This is a genomic window from Zhurongbacter thermophilus (genome assembly GCF_026184435.1).
Taxonomy (GTDB): Bacteria; Coprothermobacterota; Coprothermobacteria; order Coprothermobacterales; family JAADFF01; genus JAADFF01.
Map to the genome: position 1 here is coordinate 1303704 of NZ_CP046447.1, position 24412 is coordinate 1328115.

Consider the following 24412-nt stretch of genomic DNA (forward strand, 5'->3'; position numbering starts at 1 on the left):
CGTATAACACTACGTTCTATGCCATTATATACCAGTAGCGAATGACATAATATGCAAATATTTGTGCATTTTTGGTAGAATGTTCATATACTATATGCACATGGAGGTGAATGTTTATGAACCTTGGTCTCATCGGCCTCATCACGGCAATTGTCGGACTATCGTTCGCACTTTACATGGCCGTATACATCACCCGAATCAAGGTAGAAAATGAAAGAATTAAAGAACTACAAAATGCCATTCGTGAAGGAGCTATGGCATTTCTCACACAGGAATACATGGTAGTTTTGCCATGGGCTCTTGTTGTCTTCGGACTGTTGTGGTGGATATTAAACATTAAGGTAGCATTGGCATTTTTATTTGGTGCATCTTTATCACTTCTTGCAGGATATACAGGCATGTATATAGCAACTGAGGCAAATGGTAAAACAACAGAGGCAGCCAAGAAGGGTATAGGTCAGGCCCTTAGGGTTGCATTCACAGGTGGCTCAGTTATGGGACTAATGGTATCAAGTTTTGGTATCTTGGGTATATCTATCATTCTTCTTTTATATGGACCATATCTGCAAAATGACTTTCTCAAAGAGGCCGCCAAGGTTATCAGTGGTTTCTCCATGGGGGCTTCCTTTGTTGCCCTGTTTGCCCGTGTTGGTGGCGGTATCTACACCAAGGCAGCCGATGTGGGCGCCGACCTTGTGGGTAAAGTAGAGGCTGGTATTCCTGAGGATGATCCAAGAAATCCAGCCGTTATTGCAGACAATGTCGGTGATAATGTCGGTGATATAGCAGGCATGGGAGCAGACCTTTATGAATCTTATGTTGGTGCTACAGTGGCATCTCTACTCCTCGGATATTCCTATTACGCATCTCAAGGTGGAGACGCCATGAAAGGACTGTCGTTTCCTATATTTGTTGTTGTCATCGGTCTCATCTCCGCTCTCATAACTGTTCTCACCGTTAGATATCTGGCAAAATCTGAAAAATACCATCCGGCCATCATATTCCATATAGGTAATGGTATTGTGGCAGTATTATTTATTGGACTCATATTCTGGGTAAAGTCATATCTGAATGTATCGATGAATGAGGTATGGGCTACAATCATAGGACTCCTCACTGGTATCTTTATAGGCATAGTGACAGACTACTACACAATGCGTACCCCTGTAAAGAAGATTGCAGAGGCATCACAAACCGGCCCTGCTACAAATATCCTTATGGGTCTTGCTGTAGGAATGGAATCAACTCTGCTTTCCACTCTGGCTATAGCAGTAGCGGTACTGTGGACATATAACCTTACGGGCCTCTATGGAATAGCACTGGCCGGTATTGGTATGCTATCCACACTAGGTTTCTCTCTGTCTGTTGATGCATATGGTCCTATCGCCGACAATGCCGGTGGTATTGCCGAAATGTCTCACCAGCCACCAGAAGTTAGAGAGCGCACAGATATGCTAGACAGCTTAGGTAACACAACAGCAGCTATTGGTAAAGGGTTTGCTATAGGCTCCGCTGCCCTGACAGCACTTGCCCTATTCTCCGCCTACCAGGAGGCCGTGAATATAAAGGTGCTCAACCTCGTTGACCCTAAGATTGTATTTGGTTTCTTCGTCGGTGGCGTACTTCCCTTCTTCTTCTCGGCCCTAGTTATCAATGCCGTATCTAAGGCCGCAGAAGAAATGGTCGAAGAGGTTAGAAGGCAGTTTAGAGAGATACCCGGTATCATGGAAGGCACCGGTAAACCTGATTATGCCTCCTGTGTACGTATTAGCACCAAAGGGGCCCTTAAGGCAATGGTTGTACCAGCTCTTATTGCCGTCGTCGTCCCATTCCTTATATTCTTTACCATAGGTAAAGAGGCCCTTGGTGGAGCACTTGCGGGTCAGACACTAACGGCCTTCCTTCTTGCCCTGTTTATGGCAAACTCCGGTGGTGCATGGGATAACGCCAAGAAACTCATTGAATCGGGCTTTTTGGGTGGTAAAGGCTCAGATGCCCATAAAGCAGCCGTTGTTGGAGATACAGTTGGTGATCCACTAAAGGACACAGCAGGACCATCTCTTAATATCCTTATGAAGCTGACAACCATCATTTCCCTCGTATTTATTGCTGCACTTGTGTAAAAGCATTTCAGACTTGACTATAAGGGGGCTCGTATGAGCCCCCTTTATCTTTTCTATACTTCTAAGAAAGCAGACATAAAATCATACTATGTAGAAATACAAAAACTTTCAAATGACATGCTACTTGTGGGAGTACCTCACCAACTTACCTTATGAAATAAAAATCCGTTAGCAAGCATTATGCACTACATATTGGCATAAAAACTATCTGCAATCTAATCTACTCATCGTTTATATCCATATCAGAAGAAGGCACAAATTCCAACGCAAAAAAACAAAAAGGGGAAAGCTAACGCCTTCCCCTCAGGTAGAAACCACCCACCTATTTATTTCTTCTTTTTCTTCTTGCAGGGCTTTTTCTTCTTTGTCTTCTTGGCCTCTTCCATAACGGCAGCTTTCAGCTTAGAACCTACACGGAACACAGGAACAATTCTCTTTGGAACCTTAATAGGTTCTTTGGTCTGGGGATTGATGTAAGTTCTCTCTTTACGCTCTGCTACAGTGAATGTACCAAAACCTGTGAGTTTAACTTCCTCTTTCTTCTTCAAAGTCTCCATAACTACCTCGGTAAATGCATCGATAACAGCCTTAACCTGTTTCTGAGGAAGTCCTGTCTTCTCAGCAATGGCCTTGACGAGAGTCTTCTTGTCCATACACATACCCTCCTTTCTGAAGCGGGATTATTAACAATTTTCTTTTACACAAGATATATTACAACATTAACTGCGATTTTTTCGCATCAGATAGAGGTATCTATAAGTATTTGGGGTATATTTTATAAAGTTCCTGTAAAGAACATCATATATATGGGGTTAATTTAAAACAAAGAGGGCCGATGTACCATCGGCCCTCTCTATCTGGTGCCGAGGGCGGGATTCGAACCCGCACGGGCTTTAGGGCCCAGAGGATTTTGAGTCCCCTGCGTCTTCCAGTTCCGCCACCTCGGCACACTGCAAGGTTTATTTTACCATCTTTTAGGCATATGTATCAAGTCTTCTACGGTAATAGTATTGTCTTGTATTAGATTCCTGCACTCTATTGTCAACATCCTTACTACGGCTATTTCTCACACTTCTATATGGAGCATATGTCTGCACCCTCATGGCCTCATAGCGGGCATTCCTTGCCAGCCTTGCATTTTCAGAACGACCCACAGAGGCTGACCTCACTGGTACAGCCTTTCTTATTGGGTCTACTGGCACAAACCTGTATGCCGATATTCCACTAAGCATGGTCCATCACCTCTATATATATTCTACTCAATATCTACATCGGAATGCCTGCTGAAAAATTCTCTTATAGCCTCCTCATTAGGATGCCATATGGTACCAAGCTCGGTGATAATACCGGTAATAAGATGGTGAGGTGTCACATCAAATACAGGATTATATACATCTATATCTTCCGGTGTAATAGGACAACCACCACACAGCATAACCTCTTCTTTAGACCTTTCTTCAATGGGTATATCTTCACCGGTAACAGTATCAAAGTCGAATGTAGACACGGGAGCAGCAACAAAGAAAGGTATCCCCATAGAGTGGGCAACAGTGGCAAGCATAAATGTACCTATCTTGTTGGCTGTATCTCCATTTCTGGCAATGCGATCGGCACCAACAATAATAGCCCTTACCCTTTTCTCTTTCATGGTGATGGCAGAGGCACCATCGGCTATCAGTGAAAATGGTATACCCTCTTTCTTCAGCTCATAGGCCGTCAGTCTTGCTCCTTGTAGAAAAGGCCGTGTCTCCAGAGGATATACGTGCATCTTCTTACCAGCCCAGTATATAGCCCTAATGACACCAAGAGCTGTACCTATACCACCTGTAGCCAGTGCACCTGTATTACAAATAGTCATGATACGGATATCGTCCATACTCTGGAATATCTCCAGCCCATGCCGTGCTATGGCCATATCTTCTTCTTGCTGTCTTTTGAGTAGCTTTCTGGCTCTCTCTATAAGCAAAGTCCGTATCTCAAAGGGCATGGCATCACCAAGAGGTAAATCCTCCAGTGCCCTATCTATCTCTTTGGCAAGATTAACGGCTGTTGGTCTAGCACTTTTCAGCTTCTGGGCAATCTCCAAAAACTTCTCAGGGGTATATGAAGAGGAGGCTTCAAGGTCGGTAATGGCGAGCACAAGCCCAAAGACACCCACAATACCAAGCAAAGGTGCTCCCCTAACAATCATCTCCTTGATGGCGTTGTATATATCTTCTGCTGTTTTACCCTCTACCCATACCTCTTCACGGGGTAGTTTCCTTTGGTCAAGCATCTTTAAAACACCATATGTTTCATCCCATATAATGGGTTTTACTCCCGGAGCTACATTCATATCACTCACCTCCATGGATATATGTGGCCGCACGACTCATTCGCTCGTTAACAGCCATTCCAACCCCTTCATTTTCTACCATAAGTGCGGCAATAACTTCCCCTTCCATTCTATCAGCATCTCTCAATGCCATATACAGCCTAGCAGCTGCATCCTTCTCATCACTGCCCAGCGATATAAATCTGTCTGTAATATCCCTATATTTTTCCAATGCTATGGCGATAGCACCATGCTCCTCAACAAATCTCATAAACGCCTCTTCATCTTTAAAAACATGTAGCGGTTTTTCAGGGGCATAGTGCCTATAGGCATGGCCCGGTGAAAGGGGTCTACCATCTTTGGGTTTTACATGTATCTCTACAGGTTTACCGGTAACCTTCTGTATATCTTCAGGTGTAATAGCACCCAACCTGTATATCTTTAGTGGCACATCGGTGGCATCTACCACCGTAGACTCTACTCCTACGGCCACAGATCCACCATCTATGATAAACACCTTGTCACCAAAATCTTCAAAGACATGCTGTGCCGATGTGGGACTGGGTCTTCCAGATAAGTTGGCACTGGGAGCGGCAATAGGTGTACCGGCATACTCAATAAGCTTTAGGGCATATGGATGTGCAGGCATTCTCACCGCCACAGTAGGAAGACCACCTCTAACAACAGATGGTACAGAACCTTTAGCAGGAAGAATAATAGATAGAGGACCGGGCCACAAATTTTCCATCATTGCCCTTGCATAATCTGGTATATATTCATAGAGAAAATCAAGCCAGTAAAGGGTATCTATATGTACAATAAGCGGATTATCTGCCGGTCTACCCTTTAGTGCAAAGATCTGCCTTACGGCATCAGGATTAAAGGCATCGGCACCAAGCCCATAAACGGTCTCTGTGGGAAAAGAGACAACCCCACCGTTTCTAATAATATTAGCCCCTTTTTTCACACATACGAGGGAACCACTCTCACGGCAAACCACCAGCTATACCTCCAAGATGGCAACACCACGCCTGCCATCTAAGAAATACATATAATCGCCAACCCACATGGCGTAGTTGAAGATATCACCCATATCTTCAATACGTTCAACTTCCTTTAAGCCCCTTGAAACATCATATTTCACTATGTCCCACTCTTTACCGCCCACCTGCGCTGATGCATAAAGATAACCATCTCTATACAGAAGATTTTTCAGATGGGGAACTTCATATTCCTCCACATTACTACCATCAATAATCCATAGCTTGTGCTTATCTTCATGATAGGACGATACATATAGTCTTCTACCATCGGTAATGCCATCTTCTACCATGCCAACATCTAACCCACCGATAATCTTCAGACCTTCGTCTGATGTGGAAATATATCTGACACCACTTCTACCACCGAAGGCCTTATACCCAATCTTAATATACCCTACATCGTGAACCATTTGAACCTCTTGTATGTCATCACCCGATATATGAAACACTATAACATCGCCTGACGGATACAAGTGTATATATGCCGTATCATCCTCAAACCAAACATATTTCACATGTATCCCTCTTTTCTCATATACAACCTTAGGTTCTTCAGGTGTTGAGATATCCATAACTATCATACCGGCATCAGATACGGCAAATAACAGGTTATCTTTGATGTAAACATCATATGTGGTAAAAGATGATTTTGTTTCTGGCAGTCTAATTCTGCTTACCTCTGTCAAAACATCATTGTTCTTCTTCAAAATGACAATACCCTTATAGAGTATGCGACCTTTGAAAAACTCTTTAATAATGTTCTCTCCGCCCCGAGAAGACCAAATACCACCGACATATATGTAATCGTCTTTTTTTTCAAGATGCCATGCCCAGAAGCCTTTAACACGGGATATCTCTGATGGTTTTTCCGGCTTGGATATATCCAGCTCAACAGCCCCTTCAACCGCCCCTAAAAGGAGTCTATCATTTTCTTTAATCGCCCCATACCACGGACTAAAGGATTTCACCCACCGTTGTTTACTATCACGCCACAGTAATAACCCCTCATTTTCAAAGCCAACAAGAATCACTCCGTCATGTTCATAAACCGTGGTGGGAAAACCGTCAACCTTAAAGAGACATCTGTCATCGCCGGGAGAAAATTTCATTATTTCCCCTGTATTCTTTAAAACATAGAGACTATAACCATCAATAAACGATGAAACGACATCACCTATATCTTTTACCATACCCAAATACTTTTTTTCAGGAAGCTTATACAACTTGAGGCTGTTGTCTTTTTTCAAAACGGCAATACCGGGAGATTGAGAAGCAAGTAAGATGCCGGCATCATCGTATCTATCTACCTGTCTAATATTAGAAGGATCAGATATATCAAGAATGATAACATCACTACCCGAACGTACAGCAACATAAGTATCACCTATAACAAATAAACCGGACATGTTCTCATCAAAGAAAATACCCACATCTTCTACCCCATGAGGTGTAATTTCATATACCACAAGGTAGGTACTAAAGACACTTCCTACAACAGCTAAAACAAGATTACCTACAAGTTTGACATCAACCACTAGGGTACCAATTTCCTCTTTTAATGGAATAAACTCATCTCCCCTACGGGCATATATCCATAAACCTGTACCAGAAAGCACAAGATATTCATTGGATATCTCCACCTTATATGCCTCTTTACCACTAAGAAGATACTCTATCTCTGTGGATAAATCCTTCTCTACATGTAGTCTTACAAGTCCTGAGCGCATACTCTCTCCATCAACAGGATCACGCCAAGAAGCAGCAAGGTAAAAATACCCGTCATGATATTTGATATCAAAGACATCCTTAAGAAGGCCCCTACGCCCTACAACTTTCATATGCCACGCTCCCTGATACAAGTTTTTTATTTCATATCACATATATTTTACCGCTTAAACACTGTTTCTAAACATTATGCAGAGTTTTAACAGAAAAAGGAGGCACAACATAGTTGTGCCTCCCTATCATATATAAATGGCGGCGAGGAGGTGTTAAGCCTTACCAGAAGCACCCAAAAGTCTCAGTCTGGCTCTAACAACCTCTGTTACATATTTTTTGCCCTCACCAAGGTACTTACGAGGATCAAACTGTGCAGGATTCTCTACAAGATATTTACGGAGCCCTGCAAGGAATGAGATACGCAAATCTGTATCAGTATTAACCTTATTAATACCACCCTTAACAGTTTCCACCAGTAGATCGCTAGGCACACCTTTGACACCTTCCAGCTTGGCACCGTACCTATTGGCAAGCTCTACCATATCCTGAGGGACAGAAGAAGCACCATGAAGTACCAGAGGAATGCCTGTGCGTTTCTTGACCTCTTTCAATCTCTCTATATCAAGCTTGGGCTCGCCCTTAAACTTAAATGCACCATGAGATGTACCAATAGCTGGAGCAAGAAAATCAACACCTGTTTCCTTAACAAACTGTTCTGCTTCCTCAGGATTGACAAGTATGCTCTCGGCACTCTGAACATTGTCCTCAATACCAGCCAAAGTACCCAGCTCTGCCTCCACAGATACACCTGCGGCATGGGCAATTTCCACAATTTTCTTTGTAATAGCCATGTTTTCTTCAAAGGGCTTATCAGAGGCATCTATCATGACAGAACCATAACCTGCCTTAATGGCAGCCATAATGTACTCAAGACGCTTGCCGTGGTCAAGGTGCAGGGATACAGGTATAGGCAACCTCTCAGCGTAACGTCTTACCATTTCCACAAATATCTCAGCACCAAGATATGGATCACCATTACCTGCATACTTAATGGCACCCTCACTGGTCTCAATAATGACAGGTGCATTCTCTGCTACTGCACCGTCTAAAATGGCCTGCAAGAATTCAAGATTATTTATGTTAAATGCAGGCACAGCATAATACTCCTTATTGGCCTTATCTAAAATGACTTTGGTGTTTACATATGGCATATATACCACCTCCCAAATTTATATTACCACCGCTACCTCACCGTAGCAGTTAAGTATATCAAACAAACAGTATATAGGGATATGTTTATTGCATACCAAAGCCAGCATTTGCATAATTCGCAGGCATCTAACAAGCAAGTTATAGCTTATTTATTATCAGATTGTTCTTTCTCAGAAACTTTATCAATATACAAGTACATCAGATAGGCAATAATTGTAGGAACAACAACAAATGATGTAAATGTAGCCAACTGGAGTCCAGACTTACCAGATGGAGTAGCACCACCTAAAAAGTCTACAGCAAGGGGATACAAAACAATGAGAAACAAGATAACAAGAATATTCTGCCAGTACTTCATAATATGTCGCCTCCTTATCAGAGGAAATCTATATCTGTATTATACTATAGTAAACGCCGCACTTTAGGAGGTGACACATATGAAACCACTCAGTGGTGATGAGATACGCGAATCTTTCCTTGAATTCTTTGAGAAAAACGGACACAAGAGGCTTCCATCTAGTAGTCTGATACCTGATGACCCTACGCTACTGTTCACAACAGCCGGTATGGTACAGTTTAAACCATATTTTTTAGGGAAAAAAGAACCACCATTTGACAGTGCAACAACAGTACAAAAATCTTTCCGCACATCAGACCTAGAAAATGTAGGCCGCACAACGAGACACCACACATTCTTTGAGATGCTTGGCAACTTCTCATTTGGTAGATACTTTAAAGAAGGTGCTATCACATTTGCATGGCAGCTCATTACAGAGGTATGGAAACTTCCAGTAGATAGACTGTGGGTTTCTATATACGAAGAAGATGAAGAGGCATATGAAATATGGAGCAAGAAGATAGGTGTGCCAGACAGCAGAATAGTAAGAATGGGCAAAGACGACAACTTCTGGGGACCACCAGGCCCCACAGGCCCTTGTGGACCATGTACAGAAATTCACTTTGATATGGGTGAGGATTGGCCATGTGACCATCCCGAACTGGGACCTGCCTCTGAATGTGAGAGATTTAGAGAGTTTTGGAACCTCGTGTTTATGCAGTATCATCAAGACGAAGAAGGCAATCTACACCCACTAAAGAGAAAAGGTATAGACACAGGAATGGGGCTTGAGCGCATGGCATCTATCATGCAGGGCACCATTTCTAACTTTGAAACAGACCTCTTTGCACCTATTCTTGCCTACCTAAAAGACCTTACAGGCAAACCATACGACCCCAAAGGCGGTGAGTACACAACAGCCTACCGTGTCGTCATGGACCATATCAGAGCCCTGACATTTGTCATAGCCGATGGTGCATATCCTTCCAATGAGGGTAGAGGCTATGTTGTCAGAAGGGTTATCAGAAGAGCATTAAGATTTGGTAAGAAACTGGGACTGGAAAAACCATTCTTATACGATGTTGTACCCGTCGTTGTAGATAGATATAAACATGTCTATCCCGAGATAGAGGAAAAGATGAAGATTACCATGTCCATCCTCAAGGCAGAGGAGGAAAACTTCTTCCGCACCATCGGACAAGGACTGAATATCCTCGAGAATTATGTGGAACAGGCCAAGAAAGAAGGCAGAAACTTCCTCACAGGCAAAGAGGCGTTTAAGCTGTATGACACATACGGTGTGCCTGTAGACTTTATCAAAGACACTCTGGAGGAAATGGGCTTTACCATTAAAGAAGAAGAGCTGGAAGAAGAGCTGGAAAAGGCAAGGGAGAGAAGCCGCAAATCTTGGAAAGGTGGTCAAAAAGAACTTATAGACAATGAACTGAAGAAAGCACTACCCGAGAACTTCTCCTCTACCTTTGTCGGGTATGAGAAAGAGGAAGAAGATACCAAGATTATGGCAATCCTGAAAGATGGTAAAGCCGTAGAGGAAGCGGGAGAGGGAGAAGAAATATCGTTTGTTCTTGAGAAAACACCATTCTATGCAGAAAGTGGTGGCCAGATACCCGACCATGGTTATGTGGAAACAGAAACAGGTAGAGTGGAAGTGTATGATGTTCAGAAGCACCTTGATGGCAAAGTTTTCCTACATACAGGTAAGGTTGTAAAAGGTACTGTTAAGGTAGGACAAGAGGCCCATGCAGAGATAGATCACGAAAGAAGGGCAGCTATAAGAAGGGCCCACACAGGCACACATATTATGTACAAGGTCATGAGAGATGTGCTCGGTAGCCATGTATCTCAGGCAGGTTCTATGGTTGGACCCGACTACATACGCTTCGACTTTACACACTTTGAAGCACTGAAACCAGAAGAGAAGAAAGAGATAGAGAAGCGTGTAATGGAGGCAATACTTGCCAATATGCCCGTAACAGTACATCATCTTACACTGGAAGAGGCACTATCCCGTGGTGCTGTAGCAGAATTTATGGACAAGTATCAGGAAAAGGTCAGAGTTGTTGAGATAGGTAATGGCTGGACATTGGACCTGTGCGGTGGTACCCACGCATCGGCTACAGGTGATATAGGCATACTGAAGATAATCTATGAAGGATCGGTCTCTACTGGCGTACGTCGTATAGAAGCATACACCGGCATGAAGGCACTCGAAAGGTATCAGGAGCTGGAAGACACTGTAACAACACTGGCACGTAAGCTATCCACTTCGCCTGAACGTATAGATGAAATCATAGAGAAGATGAAAACAGAGCTGAAAGAGACCCAGAAAGAGCTGGAAAGAACCAAAGAGAAGCTTACCGTTGCCATGATACCAGCCATTGACGCCGAGGGTGAAATGATGGGAGACATATACATACTGGCTAAGGTTCTATCCGATGTGAGTGCCGATGACCTGAGAATGATATCCGACCAGATTCGTTCAAGGCATGAAAAAGCCGTCGTCATACTCGGTGGTATTAAAGACGACAGGCCTATCATGATTGCCGCGGCAACAAAGAACCTAACAGATAAACTGCATATGGGCAACATCGTTAGAGAGGCAGCCAAAGTCATGAAAGGTGGCGGTGGCGGCAGACCAGATATGGCTCAAGCAGGCGGTAAAGACGCCAGCAAACTATCAGCTGCTGTTATGCAGGCCGCCGATATGGTGAAAAAGGCATTACAAGAATGATAATTAAAAGCCGGTAGTAATATTAGGGGGCGGGAGTCCGCCCCCTGTTTTATACTGAATATATAAAGACATACGAGGTGAATATAGTGCCCGAAAAAGAAGCATTTCACACAGGATACACAAGGCCAGAACTGTGGAACCCACATGAAGACCCCAGTGGAACGCTACAGGAACGCTCTCGTATTCTTGATAAAGAGCTACAGGAGCTCCGACTAAAAAAGCAGGCACTATCATTTGCCGAACGCATAAGAATAGAACATGCCTACAAAGAAGCTGTAAAAAAACTATGGAAATATCGTATTATTAGCACGCTAGCTGTTGTTATCGCCTACTTTATACTCAATCCTTTTTCGGATATAGACTACAAAACTGTTATATTCACATGGCTTTTACTTCCCATGGTAGACGCATGGCTAAGAGAAGTAAGAGAAATAGATTTTTACAAGTAAGCATTTACTTCATCGTAAACTTCCTTTAGTAGCTCCATATATTCATATTCACCATCTTCTACACCATCCATCTTTTTATAAAGCAATGCTGTTCTATCCGGTGAAATAAATTCATGGAATTCTCTATTCAAATAATCATAGACTTGTATACCTATCTTGGTCGGTATGAGATACCCTTTGGGGGATACCCTTACATATCCTCGCTTCTTGATTGTTTCCAGTATCTTTCCATAAGTTGAAGGTCTACCTATACCTTTTTCCTTCATCTGCCTGATAACCTCTTCTTCCCTCATAGGCCATGCCAGTGGTTTCTTAACAACCTCCACATTCAAAGAAACTTGACTCCCCACTTCAGGCACATATCTTAGAGAATATATCTTAATATCCTTGAAGAATACAAGGTAACCCTCTTTTTCTACCTCCATAGGAACCTCTATATTATCAAACCCCTTTAAGAGCACGGTAAGATATTTCAAAAGTGCATTTACAGACTGCGATGCCATAAAGCGTCTAAAAATCAGGCCATATAGCCTGCCATGGTCTTTCGTATACTCATCTCTCCCCCTGACCACATCCCAAAATTCCATAACATCAATAGGTCTTGTAGGTCTGATACATTCGTGTGCCCCCTGCATGTGTTCAGATGTCTGAATGTCCCAATACTTGCCATGAAACAGCTCTTCTCCATATTTCTCAGTGATATACATCTTAGCCACCTTTATGCCATCTTCAGAAACCCTAGTACTATCTGTTCTGTGATAGGTTATAAAACCTCCCTCAAAAAGAGCCTGTGCTAAATCCATAGTGTAGGAAGCACTAAAACCCAGTATACGGGAGGCATCTGAAAGCAACAAATCGGTTGAATATGGTGGCAGAGGAGATTTCTCTCTTACCTCTACAGAAGCACTCTCTACAGTAACAATATCATCGGGCTTATCTTCTATTTCTATATAAAAATCTTCTATAAAGGGAAAAGCCACCCTGTATACATCCTTTTGCTGGCGGGACAACTGATATCTCTCTATTATCCATCCAAGCACGGGAGATTGCACTCTACCTGCAGAAAGCCCTTTTCTACCAAAGTATTTGCTGACCCGTTCAGATAAGAAGAAACCCACCCATCTGTCTTCTATACGCCTGACAAGGGCCGCCTCTACCCTACGGGTATCAATCTGACGAATATCCTCAAGTGCCTGCAACAGCGCCTTTCTAGTAATCTCTCTAAACTCCATTCGATATACAGACTTTCCATAGGGGGCAAGATACGCTCCCACTTCGTAGGCGATACGCTCACCTTCACTATCGGGGTCGGTTGCGATAAGAAGACCATCAACAGCAAGGGCGAGATTTCTATACACCCTAATAATATCCAGTTTATCCCTATACTCTATCCCGTCAGGAACGAGACTAACAGCCTGTCCCCCATCGAACATCTTGATTGTGTCCATGATAGGATAAAATCCACTGTCTTCTATACTAACACCATAAAACACTTGATGTGGCCAACGACGAGGAGATACTTCCACAATATCTGAAGTGTGTCCTATTGTAGCTCCAATAACGATAAGCATTGTACCAAATGATACCTCGGCAACCCTAACAATAAAACCTCCCGATGTTTCTATATACCGAAACACACCTCCACCAAGAAGAGAAGCTATTGTCTCCACCTTGTGAGGAGATTCAACAAGCATAAGGTAACTTCTAAATGGTATCTGTCCCTCTTTCTCTTTATGCTCTCGACTTAGGTCAACCTTTTCACGGAGAGCCTCTATATCAACCTCCATCTTTGTGCTGAAATGTAATACCATAGAGGCTAGCTCGTCTCATAAATGCCAGCATTAACTTTTCATCGGTATCGGCTACAAACGATACACCAAATGTAAAACCACTACCTGTAAACCTTGAGGTTCGACCACTGGCCTGAATATAGGTTGTAATATCTGGATATATAATCCTTATTCCGTTTTCCTCTTCAGAAACACTCCATGCCTTTCTGTCAGCCACCTCTTTGACTTTCTTCATAATTTCTTGCCAGTCTGATGGCACCGGTCCCCCTATAAATGTTGACCACCACTTGGATATATCTGCATCAGGCTTCAAAACAATCTCTCCACGGGGTACGCCAACAAATACCGTATATCTAATAACATCGGGCATATCTATACCCCTAACAAGCACACCATAAAAGGCAGCCTTACCAACAAGCACATCAAGTTTTCCCTCTGAAAGGTCTTCTAAAGTCTCCGGGGATCCAACATCTGCCCGAATACCCGCCCTTTGCAAAGTTTCCAGTAATTCACCCTCATCAGCTCCCCTTGGCAAAAAGACAATACCACCTTTACCCATAACCTGAATAAATCTCACAACATCATCAAGCATCTGATCTCGTGTCTCGTAAATGCTATAAATATCTTCTACATTTCTAAATCCGACAAATCGAGAAGAACGAAATGATATACCAAACTCTTCTCTAAGTCTTTGTCTCTGTCTGGGCGAGGCTTTAAATGTTGCAGACGATAAGATCATGCTCCCTCGTGTAACATTCATGAGCCTATCTAAATTTTTAGGATTCTTCATAAAGGCATCAACATCATCAACAATAGAAAGTCTTGACCTCCACTTTATCTCAGGATAAATCACACGAAATGCTTGAGCGGTCATAACAGCAATGTGAAAATCTCCAGAGATAATAGATTCTTTGGTTTTCTTATCATACAGAAGAATGGTCTTGCCTGTGTTTAATGTTTCATTCATAGAGAGGATTTTTTCGTACACAGTTGTAGCCAATGCCTTAGTAGGCACAATAAATATAGCCTTACCACGACACAGGAGGGCTTCTATAAGAGAAAATGTTGTCTTGCCTATACCAACAGGACCTATGGTAACAACACTACCACCTCGGTACCTTTGGTATATCCAGTATCTCTGATACGCATTGGGAACCCCAAGCCCGATACTCCTGTATGCATCTTCACGGGTCTTGTAATAGCTATAAAAATATTTATCAAGAACCTCAAGAGGAACTCTGAGTGTATACAGCTCCTCATCGGTTATCGTTTTATATCTTAAAGAGCCTCTGAGAAAGTATTCTCTCTTTTTAATCTCCATAGCATGCCCTCCTTACCCTTTCTTCATATAGCATACCAAGGACAAGCCCAAACATATTCAAATAGAAAAGGGGGCACATAGGTGCCCCCTTTCACTTCCAATAGAGACAATTAGAATTCTACAAATTTCTCGCCGGGAACACCACAAACAGGACATTTTTCCGGTACTTCGTCCTCTACGGTGTAACCACACACAGGACAGATATAAATCTTCTTTGCGGGGTAATCCTCACCCTTCTCAAGTAATTCTTTCGCTTTCTTGTACATGTCAGCGTGAATCTTCTCTGCCTCTATAGCATAGTGCATAGAACGTACTGCATCTTTCTCTTCCTGAAACTCGGCAGCATTTTCATAAACAGGATACATTTCTTCAATCTCAAATGTCTCTCCATCAATACCAGCTTGCACATTCTCCTCCAGTGAGCCTATCTTACCAAGCACCCTAAAGTGATTACGAGCATGAACAAACTCTGCATGGGCTATAGCCCTGAAAAGCTTTGCAAGACCGGATTTCCCCTTCCTCTCTGCTTCTTCGGCAAAGATAAGATACTTCATATGGGCCATAGATTCTCCGGCAAATGCTTCCTCCAAAAACTTCTTTGTCATTTCACGCATGATACCTTCCCCCTTTCTGGAATCTATTTATAAGTTTATTATACTCCAAAATAAAAACATCTCTATGTACAACATATTTTGCTACAATATCGTGAAACATTGGGGAGGGGGGATAGGTATGCTTTGGAGTGTAACGGCATTCCATTTTCTTGTGGATTTCTTTGGTGCATTTTTCAAACCGTTGGGACCATTGTTCACACAAATGCTGGGTATCCGTACACGCGATTTTGCCACGCTACTGACAACCGTTGGCGGTATAGCAGCTCTAACACAGATACTATGGGGAATACTCGCAGATAGATGTCGCCGTGAAGGGATACTCGTTACCGCTATTGTGCTATTCGAGATATTGGCTGTATCGATGATTGGATTTGTCAAATCATTTGTCATGCTAGGTGTACTTGTCCTCATAGTTCGAGTTGCCAATTCGGCATTTCATCCAGTGGGAGCCAGCATAGCAGGACATGAAAGAAAAAGCACTAAGATAGCCATCTTCTCTATCATGGGAGGATTTGGTGCCGCTATAGCACCTGCCCTTATCACATGGTATGTAGGTCAGTTTGGCATAGACAAGGTATGGATCCTCGGAGCCATAGGAGGAACATTGGCGCTACTAATATCCATACCACTGTGGACATTCACCAAAGAAACAGTTTCTCATGTTGTTATACCTCATATATCTCTATGGAAAGTATTAACTGGTGTTTTTCTTGTTGTTAGTCTTCGCTCATTTATCATGGAGATATTCCATACATATCTGCCATTTTATGTTGAGTTAAAAGGTGGCTCTATACTATTAGGCGGTATCACATTGACACTAGGCATGCTTCTTGGCACCATTACCAACTATTTTGGTGCATACTATAGAGACAAGAAGGGCATACAGTTCGTCAATCTTGTGGCATTTAGTGGCATGGCAATATTTAGCCTGCTTTTCTATATAACAAATAACGATATCGTTAGAACTGTGGCATTTATCCTCTTCGATGCATCGGCATTTTTTTCAATGTCTGCCAACCTTGTTGAAGCACAGTTTCTGCTGCCAGAGAACAAGGGCTTTGCATCCAGCATAGCCATGGGCTTTTCTTGGGCTATAGGACAGTTTCTTGCCAGTGGATATGCTTCAATATTTGGAAACAATGTTCCATTCATGATTCTTAGCATGGTAGTGCTGAGTTTTCTTATGGTGCCTATGTCTGTTATTATGAAGAAAAGGGCAGCATAAGAAGGTGAAAACATGTGCTTGACATAACACTACACGATGGTGACATAGTAGAATTTAGGGCATATTCAGAGACATTCAGAAGTGAAATTGTGCTATTTAGGGCATATATACACGGGGATATATCCCCAGAGTTCTTGACAAACAAGGTAGATATATATGCCAAGCTACCTTTATCCGGAGAGGTATCCCCTACCCCACATGTTGTTGGAAATATTAAACCTTTCAAGCCCACCCTTATTGAGGTACTACCTAACGACAAACACATGTGGCAACCGGTATCATCGCTAAAAGATAAAGTGGTCTTCGTGCTCGTTCATGGTATTAACCCGGAAGAAATACTGGCATCGTATCCTGACAAATATGACATCTGGAAAACAGCCTACAAATATCATGTATGGGATACAGCACACGAATACATTTACAAGCACATAGAAAACGTCACCATTCTCCATTACATATACCCATCAGCTATGGAAAGGTTACAAACAAATGCCAAAGCCCTTAGAGACAAGCTTCTGAATACAGACATAGAAAAGGCCAAAGGAATTTTCTTTATCGGTCATAGCATGGGAGGGCTTATCATCAGACAGATGCTGGACTGTAGCGAGTGGTTCAGAGACATTACCACACATGCCTTTACCCTTAACACTCCCCATAGAGGTAGTCCATTGGCATCGCTTATGTTCACCCCACCAGAGTTCTGGAAGTGGATAGAAGAGGGAGCCAATGAAGAGAAATTAAAAACTGTAAGAAATATCAGATTGACTGTGGCAATGACATATCACCGTGGTGGGGGAGTTATGGCACAAGGATACCTTGATTTGCGGTGGGATAGCTTAGACAAATTAGAACCATTTCCTCAAATGCTCTCACCAGAAATATACAAGCTTAACACGAGCGAACAATTTACCCGCTATACATTTACCACCTCTACCATTCCACGCCACAATCTGGCCTATCCTATACTCAAGCTTGCCGACAGAATGTATCATGAACCTCGAGACCACATAGGCCTTATCATGATGCAAAGACTCATGGAAGCCATGGGGGAGATAGTAGGGACAGGACTCTGGTATGAAGGTGATGGCCTCGTACCCATATCTAGTCAGATACCAGTGAAATATATGGAAGATGGATTCACATTTGACATATTAGGGCCAATGACAGCTGACCACATAGACATCTTTACCAGTCCCAAGGTCTGGTCGGCTGTCATTGATAGGGTGAAAACATATGTCTGATAGCGATATATATCAAGAAGGCAATATCGTAGAGTGGCAAAGAAAATTACCATTTAGTAAGAAATATATCACCATTTTCCGGGCATATATACACGGCGATATCAACGAAGATTTATTTAATAAGCTAGATATTCTTACCCATGAATATGACCGCACAGTTGTCGTAGGCAATAAAAAACCATTCACCCCAGATATAGCACTACTCGATGAAGAGAATCTTGTAGACTATCATCCCGTCAAAAAGGTTGATGGCGATGTGTTCATACTCGTGCATGGTATCAACTCATCGGAAATTACCGGAGAGGATACTACAGCCACCTTTTACACAGAGCATCGTAGAAAATTCGTACACACCTACATTAAGAAACATTTTCCAGATGCTACCATACTTCACTTTCTGTATCCATCATCCATGAGAACACTACAGGAGAATGGTAATGCCTTCATAAACACCATTAAATCCTTATCTGGCATAGAAAACAGTCGTCTATACCTTATAGGTTATAGCTTAGGAGGGCTTGTGATAAGGTATGCAATAAACCATGATAGATTCATTAGATATCTCAATCCCCCCGTGCTAACCATCAATACACCTCACAGGGGCACTCCCCTTGTATCGCTATCATTCGCACCATCTGAGTTTTGGGAATATGCAGGTAATATATCGGGAAACACAAAGGAAACTGCAACACTCATTAAAGACTTAAAGCAAGCACTGATACTTACATATATGACAGGGGCAATAATGGCACCGGGATACTTAGCACTAAGATGGGATCATGGAGAGCATTTTGATAGATTTTCCACAATGGTATCTGAAACCCTCTACAAACTCAATACCAATGATGGATATACAAACTATATGTTCTCGTCATCGGTCATACCAAGACACCACAAAGTGGAAGCATTGAAGGTACTTATTGAAAAATACAGGTACAATCCTATGGCAACCCGTATAGGGCTATTTCTCTGTCACAGGCTCATTACAGATATCGGCAAGCTCCTTAAAGTTAACAGATGGCCAGAATCAGATGGTGCCACTCCTCTGAGCAGTCAACTACCTGTAAAATATCTCGAAGAACCTATGCACTTTACACCTTTAGGGCCATTTGAGGGGGATCATATAGGAATTATCCTGAGTGACAGCATGTGGGATAAAACACTGTCTACACTAAAAGAAATCGGGGGACGATAGCCCCCCGAAAATCAGTCAATGTCTCCATACTTCTCCTTGTATTTTGCGAGCTTTGCTTTGAGCATCTGGATTTCCCTCTTTAACATGCGGTTTTCCGCCTCATAACCATCAAGGGCAATTTGCGTCTGTTGAAGAAGCCTTGAGGCCTCAAAGTATTTAAATTTATAAGACGAAGCAAGGCTCTCAAAGTCCATGGCAATTTTACGTAGGCGGGCAACTTCCTCCTCAAGTTCTTGTGTAGTCATAACACATCATCTCCTTACATCATGCTATATCTCTAAAAGTCATTATAATACTTAAAGAGGTGATGCGAAAGTGAATATCGCTGAACTTAATCCTGTTTTCTTGGCATTCCTTGCTACCCTATACACATGGTTTATGACAGCGCTGGGTGCCGGTATTGTTCTGTTTTTTAAAAGCCCCAGTAGAAAATTTCTCGATATGATGTTGGGATTTGCCGGAGGTGTAATGGTAGCTGCCAGCTTCTGGTCACTCCTCGCACCATCGATAGAGATGTCAAAGGATATGGGACTCATCCCGTGGATACCACCGGCAATAGGATTCTTACTTGGAGGAGCCACACTAAGAATCATAGACATGTTTCTTCCACACCTACATCCATTTGAAGACAACCCTGAAGGACCAAAGACTTCATGGAGACGAACAACACTCCTTATTCTCGCCATTACACTCCATAACATTCCCGAGGGTCTGGCCGTTGGTGTGGGGTTTGGAGCTGCGGGATCAGGTTTACCCGGCGCATCATTCGCCGGTGCTCTGGCACTTGCCATAGGAATTGGTATACAAAACTTTCCTGAGGGTATGGCAGTATCGATGCCACTACGCAGAGAGGGGTTATCTGTATGGAAAAGCTTTTGGTGGGGTCAGCTATCTGGTATCGTAGAAATTATCGCCGGTGTTATAGGTGCATACTGGGTTATACACATGAGAGGTTTACTCCCTTATGCATTGGCATTCGCCGCAGGTGCCATGATATATGTCGTTATCGAAGAGCTTATTCCCGAAGCTCAACGCGAAGGTTCAGATATACCCACCATAGGCTTTATGATAGGCTTCGTCATCATGATGATACTCGATGTAGCACTGGGATAACCTTATAAAAATAAGGGGGCATATGCCCCCTTTATTTCACTTATAAAATAGTCAATATCAGACTTTAAGCTCAGCTATCTTATTCTGCGCCTTGGCTATTGAAGATATAACCCTTTCTATAACCTCAGTTTCCTCTCTTACCTCTTCCATAACCTCAATAGCATCGTTGAGACTGGCAACGATAGACTGCAAATCTTTTGTGGCACCTTCCATTGTCTCCATAACGGCGGCCATGGTCTTTTTATTCTCCTCAAGGAAGACAAGCATCTTCTGGGTAGCATTGCTAAATAGCTTAAACATGCTACCAACTTTCTTTACACCCTCAAGAGACTTTTTCACTTCACTCATCATATGCTCTACTTTGGCGGAAATACGTTCACTAACCTCGGCAGTTTGCTTGGCAAGCTTCTGTATTTCATCGGCAACCACGGCAAACCCCTTACCTGCCTCACCGGCACGGGCTGCTTCAATAGCAGCATTAAGGGCAAGAAGTTTTGTTCTCTTGGCAATTTTCTGTATATCTTCAACCATCTCTGTAATTTCCATAAAACCCTCCAGGGCTTTCATGGTATCGTCTACAACAGATTCAACCTCATCGGCAATACCCTCAAGAGATGTACCATACTGTTTTATCTCCTCAAGAAGGTCTTCACCCAATTTTTCAACGGCCTCTATGTTATGAATAAGTCTATCTGTATTCTCAACAAAGCCATCTTGCAGACGTGCTATATCATTTTGTATTTCATAAAATAAATCTGTCATACGAGCCACTTTAACCTGTATCTTCTCACCACGCCTAACAAGAGCCTCGTCAAATTTTGCGGTAAACGAGTGCATAACCTCCACTTTAAACATTGCGTCGGAGAAGGTCTTTATAAGATTGTTTACCATATCCTGTCCTGGCATAGTGGCTCACCTACCTTCCGTATACTTCATCTATGATGTCAGAGCCACATCTAAGATTTTCAAACCAACTGAGGAACTTTTCTGTCATTTCTCTTGGATAAATAGCACCGTGCTGTGGAACCATCCACTCAATATCAAACCCCTTTACCATAGAAACCCACTTACGACATGCAGCATTGGATGCCATATATCTTTTGTGAAATGCCTCTACAATGGCATTCTTAAGATGCCACTCAAAATCTTCTACTTTACGAGACTTTGTACCTGGTGGCAACACAGAAGCACCAATATCTGAGCTAAATAATACTTTGGCAACAGGATCATAAAGTGTGAACTCACCCGGTGAGTGGAGATAATGGGCTGGAATAACCTTCAGAACATTTCCTGAAGAGAACCTAATTTCCATACCTTTATCTGGTATACCAACAATTCGTTTTTCATCATATACTCCAAAATGTGGTAAAAATCTTGTCCACAATTCAGAAACATATACCTTTGCACGCTCAGATACATTAAGCCACATCATGATACCAGATGTAACATCTGGATCTTGGTGGCTGTAGAAAAGACCAGTCAGCCTTGTTGGGTCTATAACCTCAGAGACATTGGCAAGAACAGTGGCAAACACATGGGCACCTCCTGGGTCAAGTAGAAAAGCCTCACTACCATCTATGATAAGAAACTGGTTTACAGGAATACCCTCCGATCCGCCAATATCGGTGCCAAGCATAATAAACTTATGCTGACCGTCATCGTAAAGTACTTCGTTATCAAATATCATGGCACCTACCCCCTTTCTTTGCTATATGGCAACCACAATATACACCGTTTCAACTATAATTTTAACACAAGGGGAGGGATTTTATTCGTGATAAAGCTCAATGCAGACATAGGAAAAAACCATACCCAAGGTACGTTTATTAAAAGGATAAACAGATTCGTAGCAGAGGTAGAAGTAAATGGTAAAAGATATCATGCTCATCTACACGATTCAGGCAGATTAGGAGAACTACTTATTCCGGGAAAACCTATCATGCTTATTCCACACAAATCTCCCAAAACCGACTTTAAAGTTATTGCCATACACAGAGATGGATATGGATGGATACTTCTAAACTCTGGCATGCATAGACGTATTATAGAAGCTATACTGAGACAAAAGCTTGTAGATGAATTTCGAGAGATAAAAGACTTCAGGGCAGAATACAGGGTGGGTAGCCATCGTATTGACTTTTTACTAACATTTAAAGATTATCAGGCACTCATGGAAGTTAAAGGTTGTACACTATTTGAAGGAAAAACTTGCCTTTTTCCAGATGCTCCAACAAAAAGAGGGGCTGATCATGTCAAACTCCTTGCCCAGCACACACCATCTTTTTTAACATTTCTTGTATGCCATCAAGATATAGAAACAGTCAAACCCAATTGTAAGGAAGATGCAATTTTTTGCAAGAATCTCAAAGAGGCGGTAAAAGCAGGTGTAAAGCCTATAGCAGTAAAAATCAGTTACCATGATGGCCATGTATATTATGCAGGAAAGGCACATGTAGAAATTCCCTAATGTTAAGAAACCTCTATTGACGAGCATTTTTCTCTTTGATAGCATAAAGGTGTATTTAGATTATTAACAAAACAAGCGGGGGAACAGGGGGGATACAAATGGAAGCTATTTCTCGTTTTTTTAAAGTTGAAGAGCATGGCTCCACAGTAAGACGTGAGATTCTAGCCGGTATCACGACATTCATGACAATGGCCTACATTCTCGTCGTTAATCCCGGTATGCTATCGGCCGCCATGGGTAAAGCAGCTATTCCTTCCATCTTAACGGCTACTGCTCTATCAGCAGGATTTGCCACTATTCTCATGGGTATTTATGCCAACAAACCATTTGCACTGGCTGCGGGCATGGGACTAAATGCCTACTTTGCGTTTACAGTTGCCCCACAGTATGGGTGGCAGGTAGCACTTGCTGCAGTCTTCGTAGAAGGTTTAATATTTATAGTGCTTAGTCTTACCAGTGTTAGAAGTGCCGTTGCCCATTCTATACCAAACTCACTAAAACATGCTATAGGCGCTGGTATAGGCATCTTCCTAACATTTATAGGCTTACAGCATATGGGTTTCATTGCACCAGATCAGGCAACAATGGTGTCACTTGGAAAATCTGCACTGGCCAAACCTGAATTCTTAATAGCCGTGTTTGGCCTTATACTTGCCAGCGTTCTTATTAAACTAAAGGTACCCGGTGCTCTACTTATAACCATTATTGTTAATACCATTATAGGCATGGTATTTGGCCTCATTGATATACCAAGCAAACTGTTCTCTCTTCCAACTCTCGACTATACATTTTTAAAACTAGATTTCCACGGTCTTATGAATGCCGGTGCGCTTGGTGTCATATTCTCGTTCTTCATGGTAGACTTCTTTGACACACTGGGCACCGTCACCGGTCTCAGTGCCAAAGCCGGTTACCTAACAGAAGATGGTAAGATACCCGATATAGATAAGGTGCTTCTTACAGACGCCGTGGGTACCACTGTAGGTGCACTACTGGGAACCTCCACTGTCACCACATATATTGAGAGCGCCTCAGGTATTGAGGAAGGTGGCCGCACTGGCCTAACAGCTGTTACTACAGGTATACTGTTCTTATTGGTTGGACTATTCATCTCTCCACTTGTTGCCGTTATAAAAGACTTTGTTACAGCACCAGTGCTCGTCCTTGTAGGATATTTCATGATGAGTACATTCTTCGAAGTAGATTTTTCAGATCCATCTGAGGCTATTCCAGCATTCTTGGTACTTGTAACAATACCCCTTACATATTCCATTGCCGATGGAATCGGTGTAGGTTTTATCACATATACACTTATAAAGCTGTTATCTGGTAAAGGCAAAGATGTTCATCCACTGATGTATGTTCTTGCCATCATATTTGTTCTCTACTTCATGTATCTTGGCGGTGTATTTTAAGACTCCTAGTGGCACACTTCCCATCAATATACACCTCTCTGCAGGGGGCTATAAGGCCCCCTATTTTTTATAATTAACATAC

At 42.5% G+C, this 24412-nt stretch carries 22 protein-coding genes and 1 tRNA gene; 9 read left to right on the forward strand and 14 right to left on the reverse strand.

Annotated features, from left to right (window positions below; all coding sequences use genetic code 11):
* Positions 1-110: 110 nt before the first annotated feature.
* Positions 111-2123 carry a sodium-translocating pyrophosphatase gene (locus GM182_RS06575; protein ID WP_449186311.1) on the forward strand — a complete coding sequence of 671 codons (2013 nt, stop codon included), beginning with the start codon at positions 111-113 and terminating at the stop codon, positions 2121-2123.
* Between the two features lie 326 nt (positions 2124-2449).
* On the opposite strand, the gene GM182_RS06580 is transcribed toward GM182_RS06575, so the two are convergent.
* From GM182_RS06580 to GM182_RS06615, 8 genes are all read right to left on the reverse strand, one after another.
* On the reverse strand, positions 2450-2776 hold the full coding sequence (locus GM182_RS06580) for an HU family DNA-binding protein (RefSeq protein WP_449186312.1): 327 nt from the start codon (positions 2774-2776) through the stop codon (positions 2450-2452).
* A 205-nt stretch (positions 2777-2981) separates the two neighbouring features.
* A tRNA-Leu gene (locus GM182_RS06585) sits at positions 2982-3070 on the reverse strand.
* A gap of 27 nt (positions 3071-3097) precedes the next feature.
* Complete coding sequence (locus GM182_RS06590; RefSeq protein ID WP_449186313.1) at positions 3098-3355, reverse strand: hypothetical protein; 258 nt, start codon at positions 3353-3355, stop codon at positions 3098-3100.
* Positions 3356-3378: 23 nt separating this feature from the next.
* Positions 3379-4458 (reverse strand): S-methyl-5-thioribose-1-phosphate isomerase, encoded by a 1080-nt coding sequence (mtnA, locus tag GM182_RS06595; protein ID WP_449186314.1) that lies wholly within the window; start codon positions 4456-4458, stop codon positions 3379-3381.
* Between the two features lies 1 nt (position 4459).
* Entirely contained in the window at positions 4460-5437 is a 978-nt protein-coding gene (locus tag GM182_RS06600) for an L-threonylcarbamoyladenylate synthase (RefSeq protein WP_449186315.1), read from the reverse strand.
* A 3-nt stretch (positions 5438-5440) separates the two neighbouring features.
* Positions 5441-7318, reverse strand: a complete 1878-nt coding sequence (locus GM182_RS06605) for an LVIVD repeat-containing protein (protein ID WP_449186316.1) — start codon at positions 7316-7318, stop codon at positions 5441-5443.
* A gap of 153 nt (positions 7319-7471) precedes the next feature.
* On the reverse strand, positions 7472-8410 hold the full coding sequence (fba, locus tag GM182_RS06610; RefSeq protein WP_449186317.1) for a class II fructose-1,6-bisphosphate aldolase: 939 nt from the start codon (positions 8408-8410) through the stop codon (positions 7472-7474).
* A gap of 146 nt (positions 8411-8556) precedes the next feature.
* On the reverse strand, positions 8557-8769 hold the full coding sequence (locus tag GM182_RS06615) for a hypothetical protein (RefSeq protein WP_449186318.1): 213 nt from the start codon (positions 8767-8769) through the stop codon (positions 8557-8559).
* Between the two features lie 79 nt (positions 8770-8848).
* On the opposite strand from GM182_RS06615, the gene alaS reads away from it, so the two are divergent.
* Entirely contained in the window at positions 8849-11500 is a 2652-nt protein-coding gene (gene alaS, locus GM182_RS06620) for an alanine--tRNA ligase (RefSeq protein WP_449186319.1), read from the forward strand.
* Positions 11501-11586: 86 nt separating this feature from the next.
* Positions 11587-11949: a hypothetical protein gene (locus GM182_RS06625; protein WP_449186320.1), complete on the forward strand. Its 363-nt coding sequence runs from the start codon at positions 11587-11589 to the stop codon at positions 11947-11949.
* Here GM182_RS06625 and rgy read toward each other — a convergent pair.
* The 3 genes from rgy to GM182_RS06640 form a co-directional block, all read right to left on the reverse strand.
* Positions 11940-13760: a reverse gyrase gene (gene rgy, locus GM182_RS06630; RefSeq protein WP_449186321.1), complete on the reverse strand. Its 1821-nt coding sequence runs from the start codon at positions 13758-13760 to the stop codon at positions 11940-11942. The two genes, GM182_RS06625 and rgy, sit on opposite strands and share 10 nt — an antisense overlap.
* Positions 13726-15060 carry a DEAD/DEAH box helicase gene (locus GM182_RS06635; protein ID WP_449186322.1) on the reverse strand — a complete coding sequence of 445 codons (1335 nt, stop codon included), beginning with the start codon at positions 15058-15060 and terminating at the stop codon, positions 13726-13728. Before GM182_RS06635 ends, rgy begins: the two co-directional genes overlap by 35 nt.
* 110 nt (positions 15061-15170) lie before the next feature.
* The gene (locus GM182_RS06640) at positions 15171-15674 is read right to left on the reverse strand and encodes a rubrerythrin family protein (protein ID WP_449186323.1); all 504 of its coding nucleotides are present in this window, start codon (positions 15672-15674) and stop codon (positions 15171-15173) included.
* A gap of 118 nt (positions 15675-15792) precedes the next feature.
* On the opposite strand from GM182_RS06640, the gene GM182_RS06645 reads away from it, so the two are divergent.
* Genes GM182_RS06645 through GM182_RS06655 form a run of 3 tightly spaced genes read left to right on the forward strand, consistent with a single transcriptional unit; the run spans position 15793 to position 19335 of the window.
* Positions 15793-16899: an MFS transporter gene (locus GM182_RS06645; RefSeq protein ID WP_449186324.1), complete on the forward strand. Its 1107-nt coding sequence runs from the start codon at positions 15793-15795 to the stop codon at positions 16897-16899.
* 14 nt (positions 16900-16913) lie between these two features.
* Positions 16914-18140, forward strand: a complete 1227-nt coding sequence (locus tag GM182_RS06650) for an alpha/beta hydrolase (protein WP_449186325.1) — start codon at positions 16914-16916, stop codon at positions 18138-18140.
* Positions 18133-19335: an esterase/lipase family protein gene (locus GM182_RS06655; RefSeq protein WP_449186326.1), complete on the forward strand. Its 1203-nt coding sequence runs from the start codon at positions 18133-18135 to the stop codon at positions 19333-19335. The genes GM182_RS06650 and GM182_RS06655 overlap by 8 nt, the downstream gene beginning before the upstream one ends.
* An 11-nt stretch (positions 19336-19346) precedes the next feature.
* Here the strand turns inward: GM182_RS06655 and GM182_RS06660 are convergent, their stop codons facing one another.
* A complete protein-coding gene (locus GM182_RS06660; RefSeq protein WP_449186327.1) occupies positions 19347-19580 on the reverse strand; it encodes a hypothetical protein in 234 nt (77 codons plus the stop codon).
* 70 nt (positions 19581-19650) lie between these two features.
* Between GM182_RS06660 and GM182_RS06665 the strand changes: the two genes are divergently transcribed.
* Positions 19651-20448, forward strand: coding sequence for a ZIP family metal transporter (locus GM182_RS06665; protein ID WP_449186328.1), 798 nt, complete (start codon positions 19651-19653; stop codon positions 20446-20448).
* 57 nt (positions 20449-20505) lie between these two features.
* Here GM182_RS06665 and GM182_RS06670 read toward each other — a convergent pair whose 3' ends face one another.
* A complete protein-coding gene (locus GM182_RS06670; RefSeq protein ID WP_449186329.1) occupies positions 20506-21354 on the reverse strand; it encodes a methyl-accepting chemotaxis protein in 849 nt (282 codons plus the stop codon).
* Positions 21355-21364: 10 nt separating this feature from the next.
* Complete coding sequence (locus GM182_RS06675; RefSeq protein WP_449187300.1) at positions 21365-22132, reverse strand: oxygen-binding di-iron domain-containing protein; 768 nt, start codon at positions 22130-22132, stop codon at positions 21365-21367.
* Positions 22133-22222: 90 nt separating this feature from the next.
* Between GM182_RS06675 and sfsA the strand changes: the two genes are divergently transcribed.
* Both sfsA and GM182_RS06685 read left to right on the forward strand, forming a co-directional pair.
* Positions 22223-22915 (forward strand): DNA/RNA nuclease SfsA, encoded by a 693-nt coding sequence (gene sfsA / locus GM182_RS06680; RefSeq protein ID WP_449186330.1) that lies wholly within the window; start codon positions 22223-22225, stop codon positions 22913-22915.
* A 98-nt stretch (positions 22916-23013) separates the two neighbouring features.
* Positions 23014-24330, forward strand: a complete 1317-nt coding sequence (locus GM182_RS06685; protein ID WP_449186331.1) for an NCS2 family permease — start codon at positions 23014-23016, stop codon at positions 24328-24330.
* Positions 24331-24412 lie beyond the last annotated feature (82 nt).

What these genes read in the sequence shown, in the direction of transcription:
- GM182_RS06575 (WP_449186311.1), top strand. Translation starts at nt 111, where the DNA reads ATGTTTATGAACCTTGGTCTCATCGGCCTCATCACGGCAATTGTCGGA.
- GM182_RS06580 (WP_449186312.1), bottom strand. Translation starts at nt 2,776, where the DNA reads ATGGACAAGAAGACTCTCGTCAAGGCCATTGCTGAGAAGACAGGACTT.
- GM182_RS06590 (WP_449186313.1), bottom strand. Translation starts at nt 3,355, where the DNA reads ATGCTTAGTGGAATATCGGCATACAGGTTTGTGCCAGTAGACCCAATA.
- mtnA (WP_449186314.1), bottom strand. Translation starts at nt 4,458, where the DNA reads ATGAATGTAGCTCCGGGAGTAAAACCCATTATATGGGATGAAACATAT.
- GM182_RS06605 (WP_449186316.1), bottom strand. Translation starts at nt 7,318, where the DNA reads ATGAAAGTTGTAGGGCGTAGGGGCCTTCTTAAGGATGTCTTTGATATC.
- fba (WP_449186317.1), bottom strand. Translation starts at nt 8,410, where the DNA reads ATGCCATATGTAAACACCAAAGTCATTTTAGATAAGGCCAATAAGGAG.
- GM182_RS06615 (WP_449186318.1), bottom strand. Translation starts at nt 8,769, where the DNA reads ATGAAGTACTGGCAGAATATTCTTGTTATCTTGTTTCTCATTGTTTTG.
- alaS (WP_449186319.1), top strand. Translation starts at nt 8,849, where the DNA reads ATGAAACCACTCAGTGGTGATGAGATACGCGAATCTTTCCTTGAATTC.
- rgy (WP_449186321.1), bottom strand. Translation starts at nt 13,760, where the DNA reads ATGGTATTACATTTCAGCACAAAGATGGAGGTTGATATAGAGGCTCTC.
- GM182_RS06635 (WP_449186322.1), bottom strand. Translation starts at nt 15,060, where the DNA reads ATGGAGATTAAAAAGAGAGAATACTTTCTCAGAGGCTCTTTAAGATAT.
- GM182_RS06640 (WP_449186323.1), bottom strand. Translation starts at nt 15,674, where the DNA reads ATGCGTGAAATGACAAAGAAGTTTTTGGAGGAAGCATTTGCCGGAGAA.
- GM182_RS06645 (WP_449186324.1), top strand. Translation starts at nt 15,793, where the DNA reads ATGCTTTGGAGTGTAACGGCATTCCATTTTCTTGTGGATTTCTTTGGT.
- GM182_RS06655 (WP_449186326.1), top strand. Translation starts at nt 18,133, where the DNA reads ATGTCTGATAGCGATATATATCAAGAAGGCAATATCGTAGAGTGGCAA.
- GM182_RS06660 (WP_449186327.1), bottom strand. Translation starts at nt 19,580, where the DNA reads ATGACTACACAAGAACTTGAGGAGGAAGTTGCCCGCCTACGTAAAATT.
- GM182_RS06670 (WP_449186329.1), bottom strand. Translation starts at nt 21,354, where the DNA reads ATGCCAGGACAGGATATGGTAAACAATCTTATAAAGACCTTCTCCGAC.
- GM182_RS06685 (WP_449186331.1), top strand. Translation starts at nt 23,014, where the DNA reads ATGGAAGCTATTTCTCGTTTTTTTAAAGTTGAAGAGCATGGCTCCACA.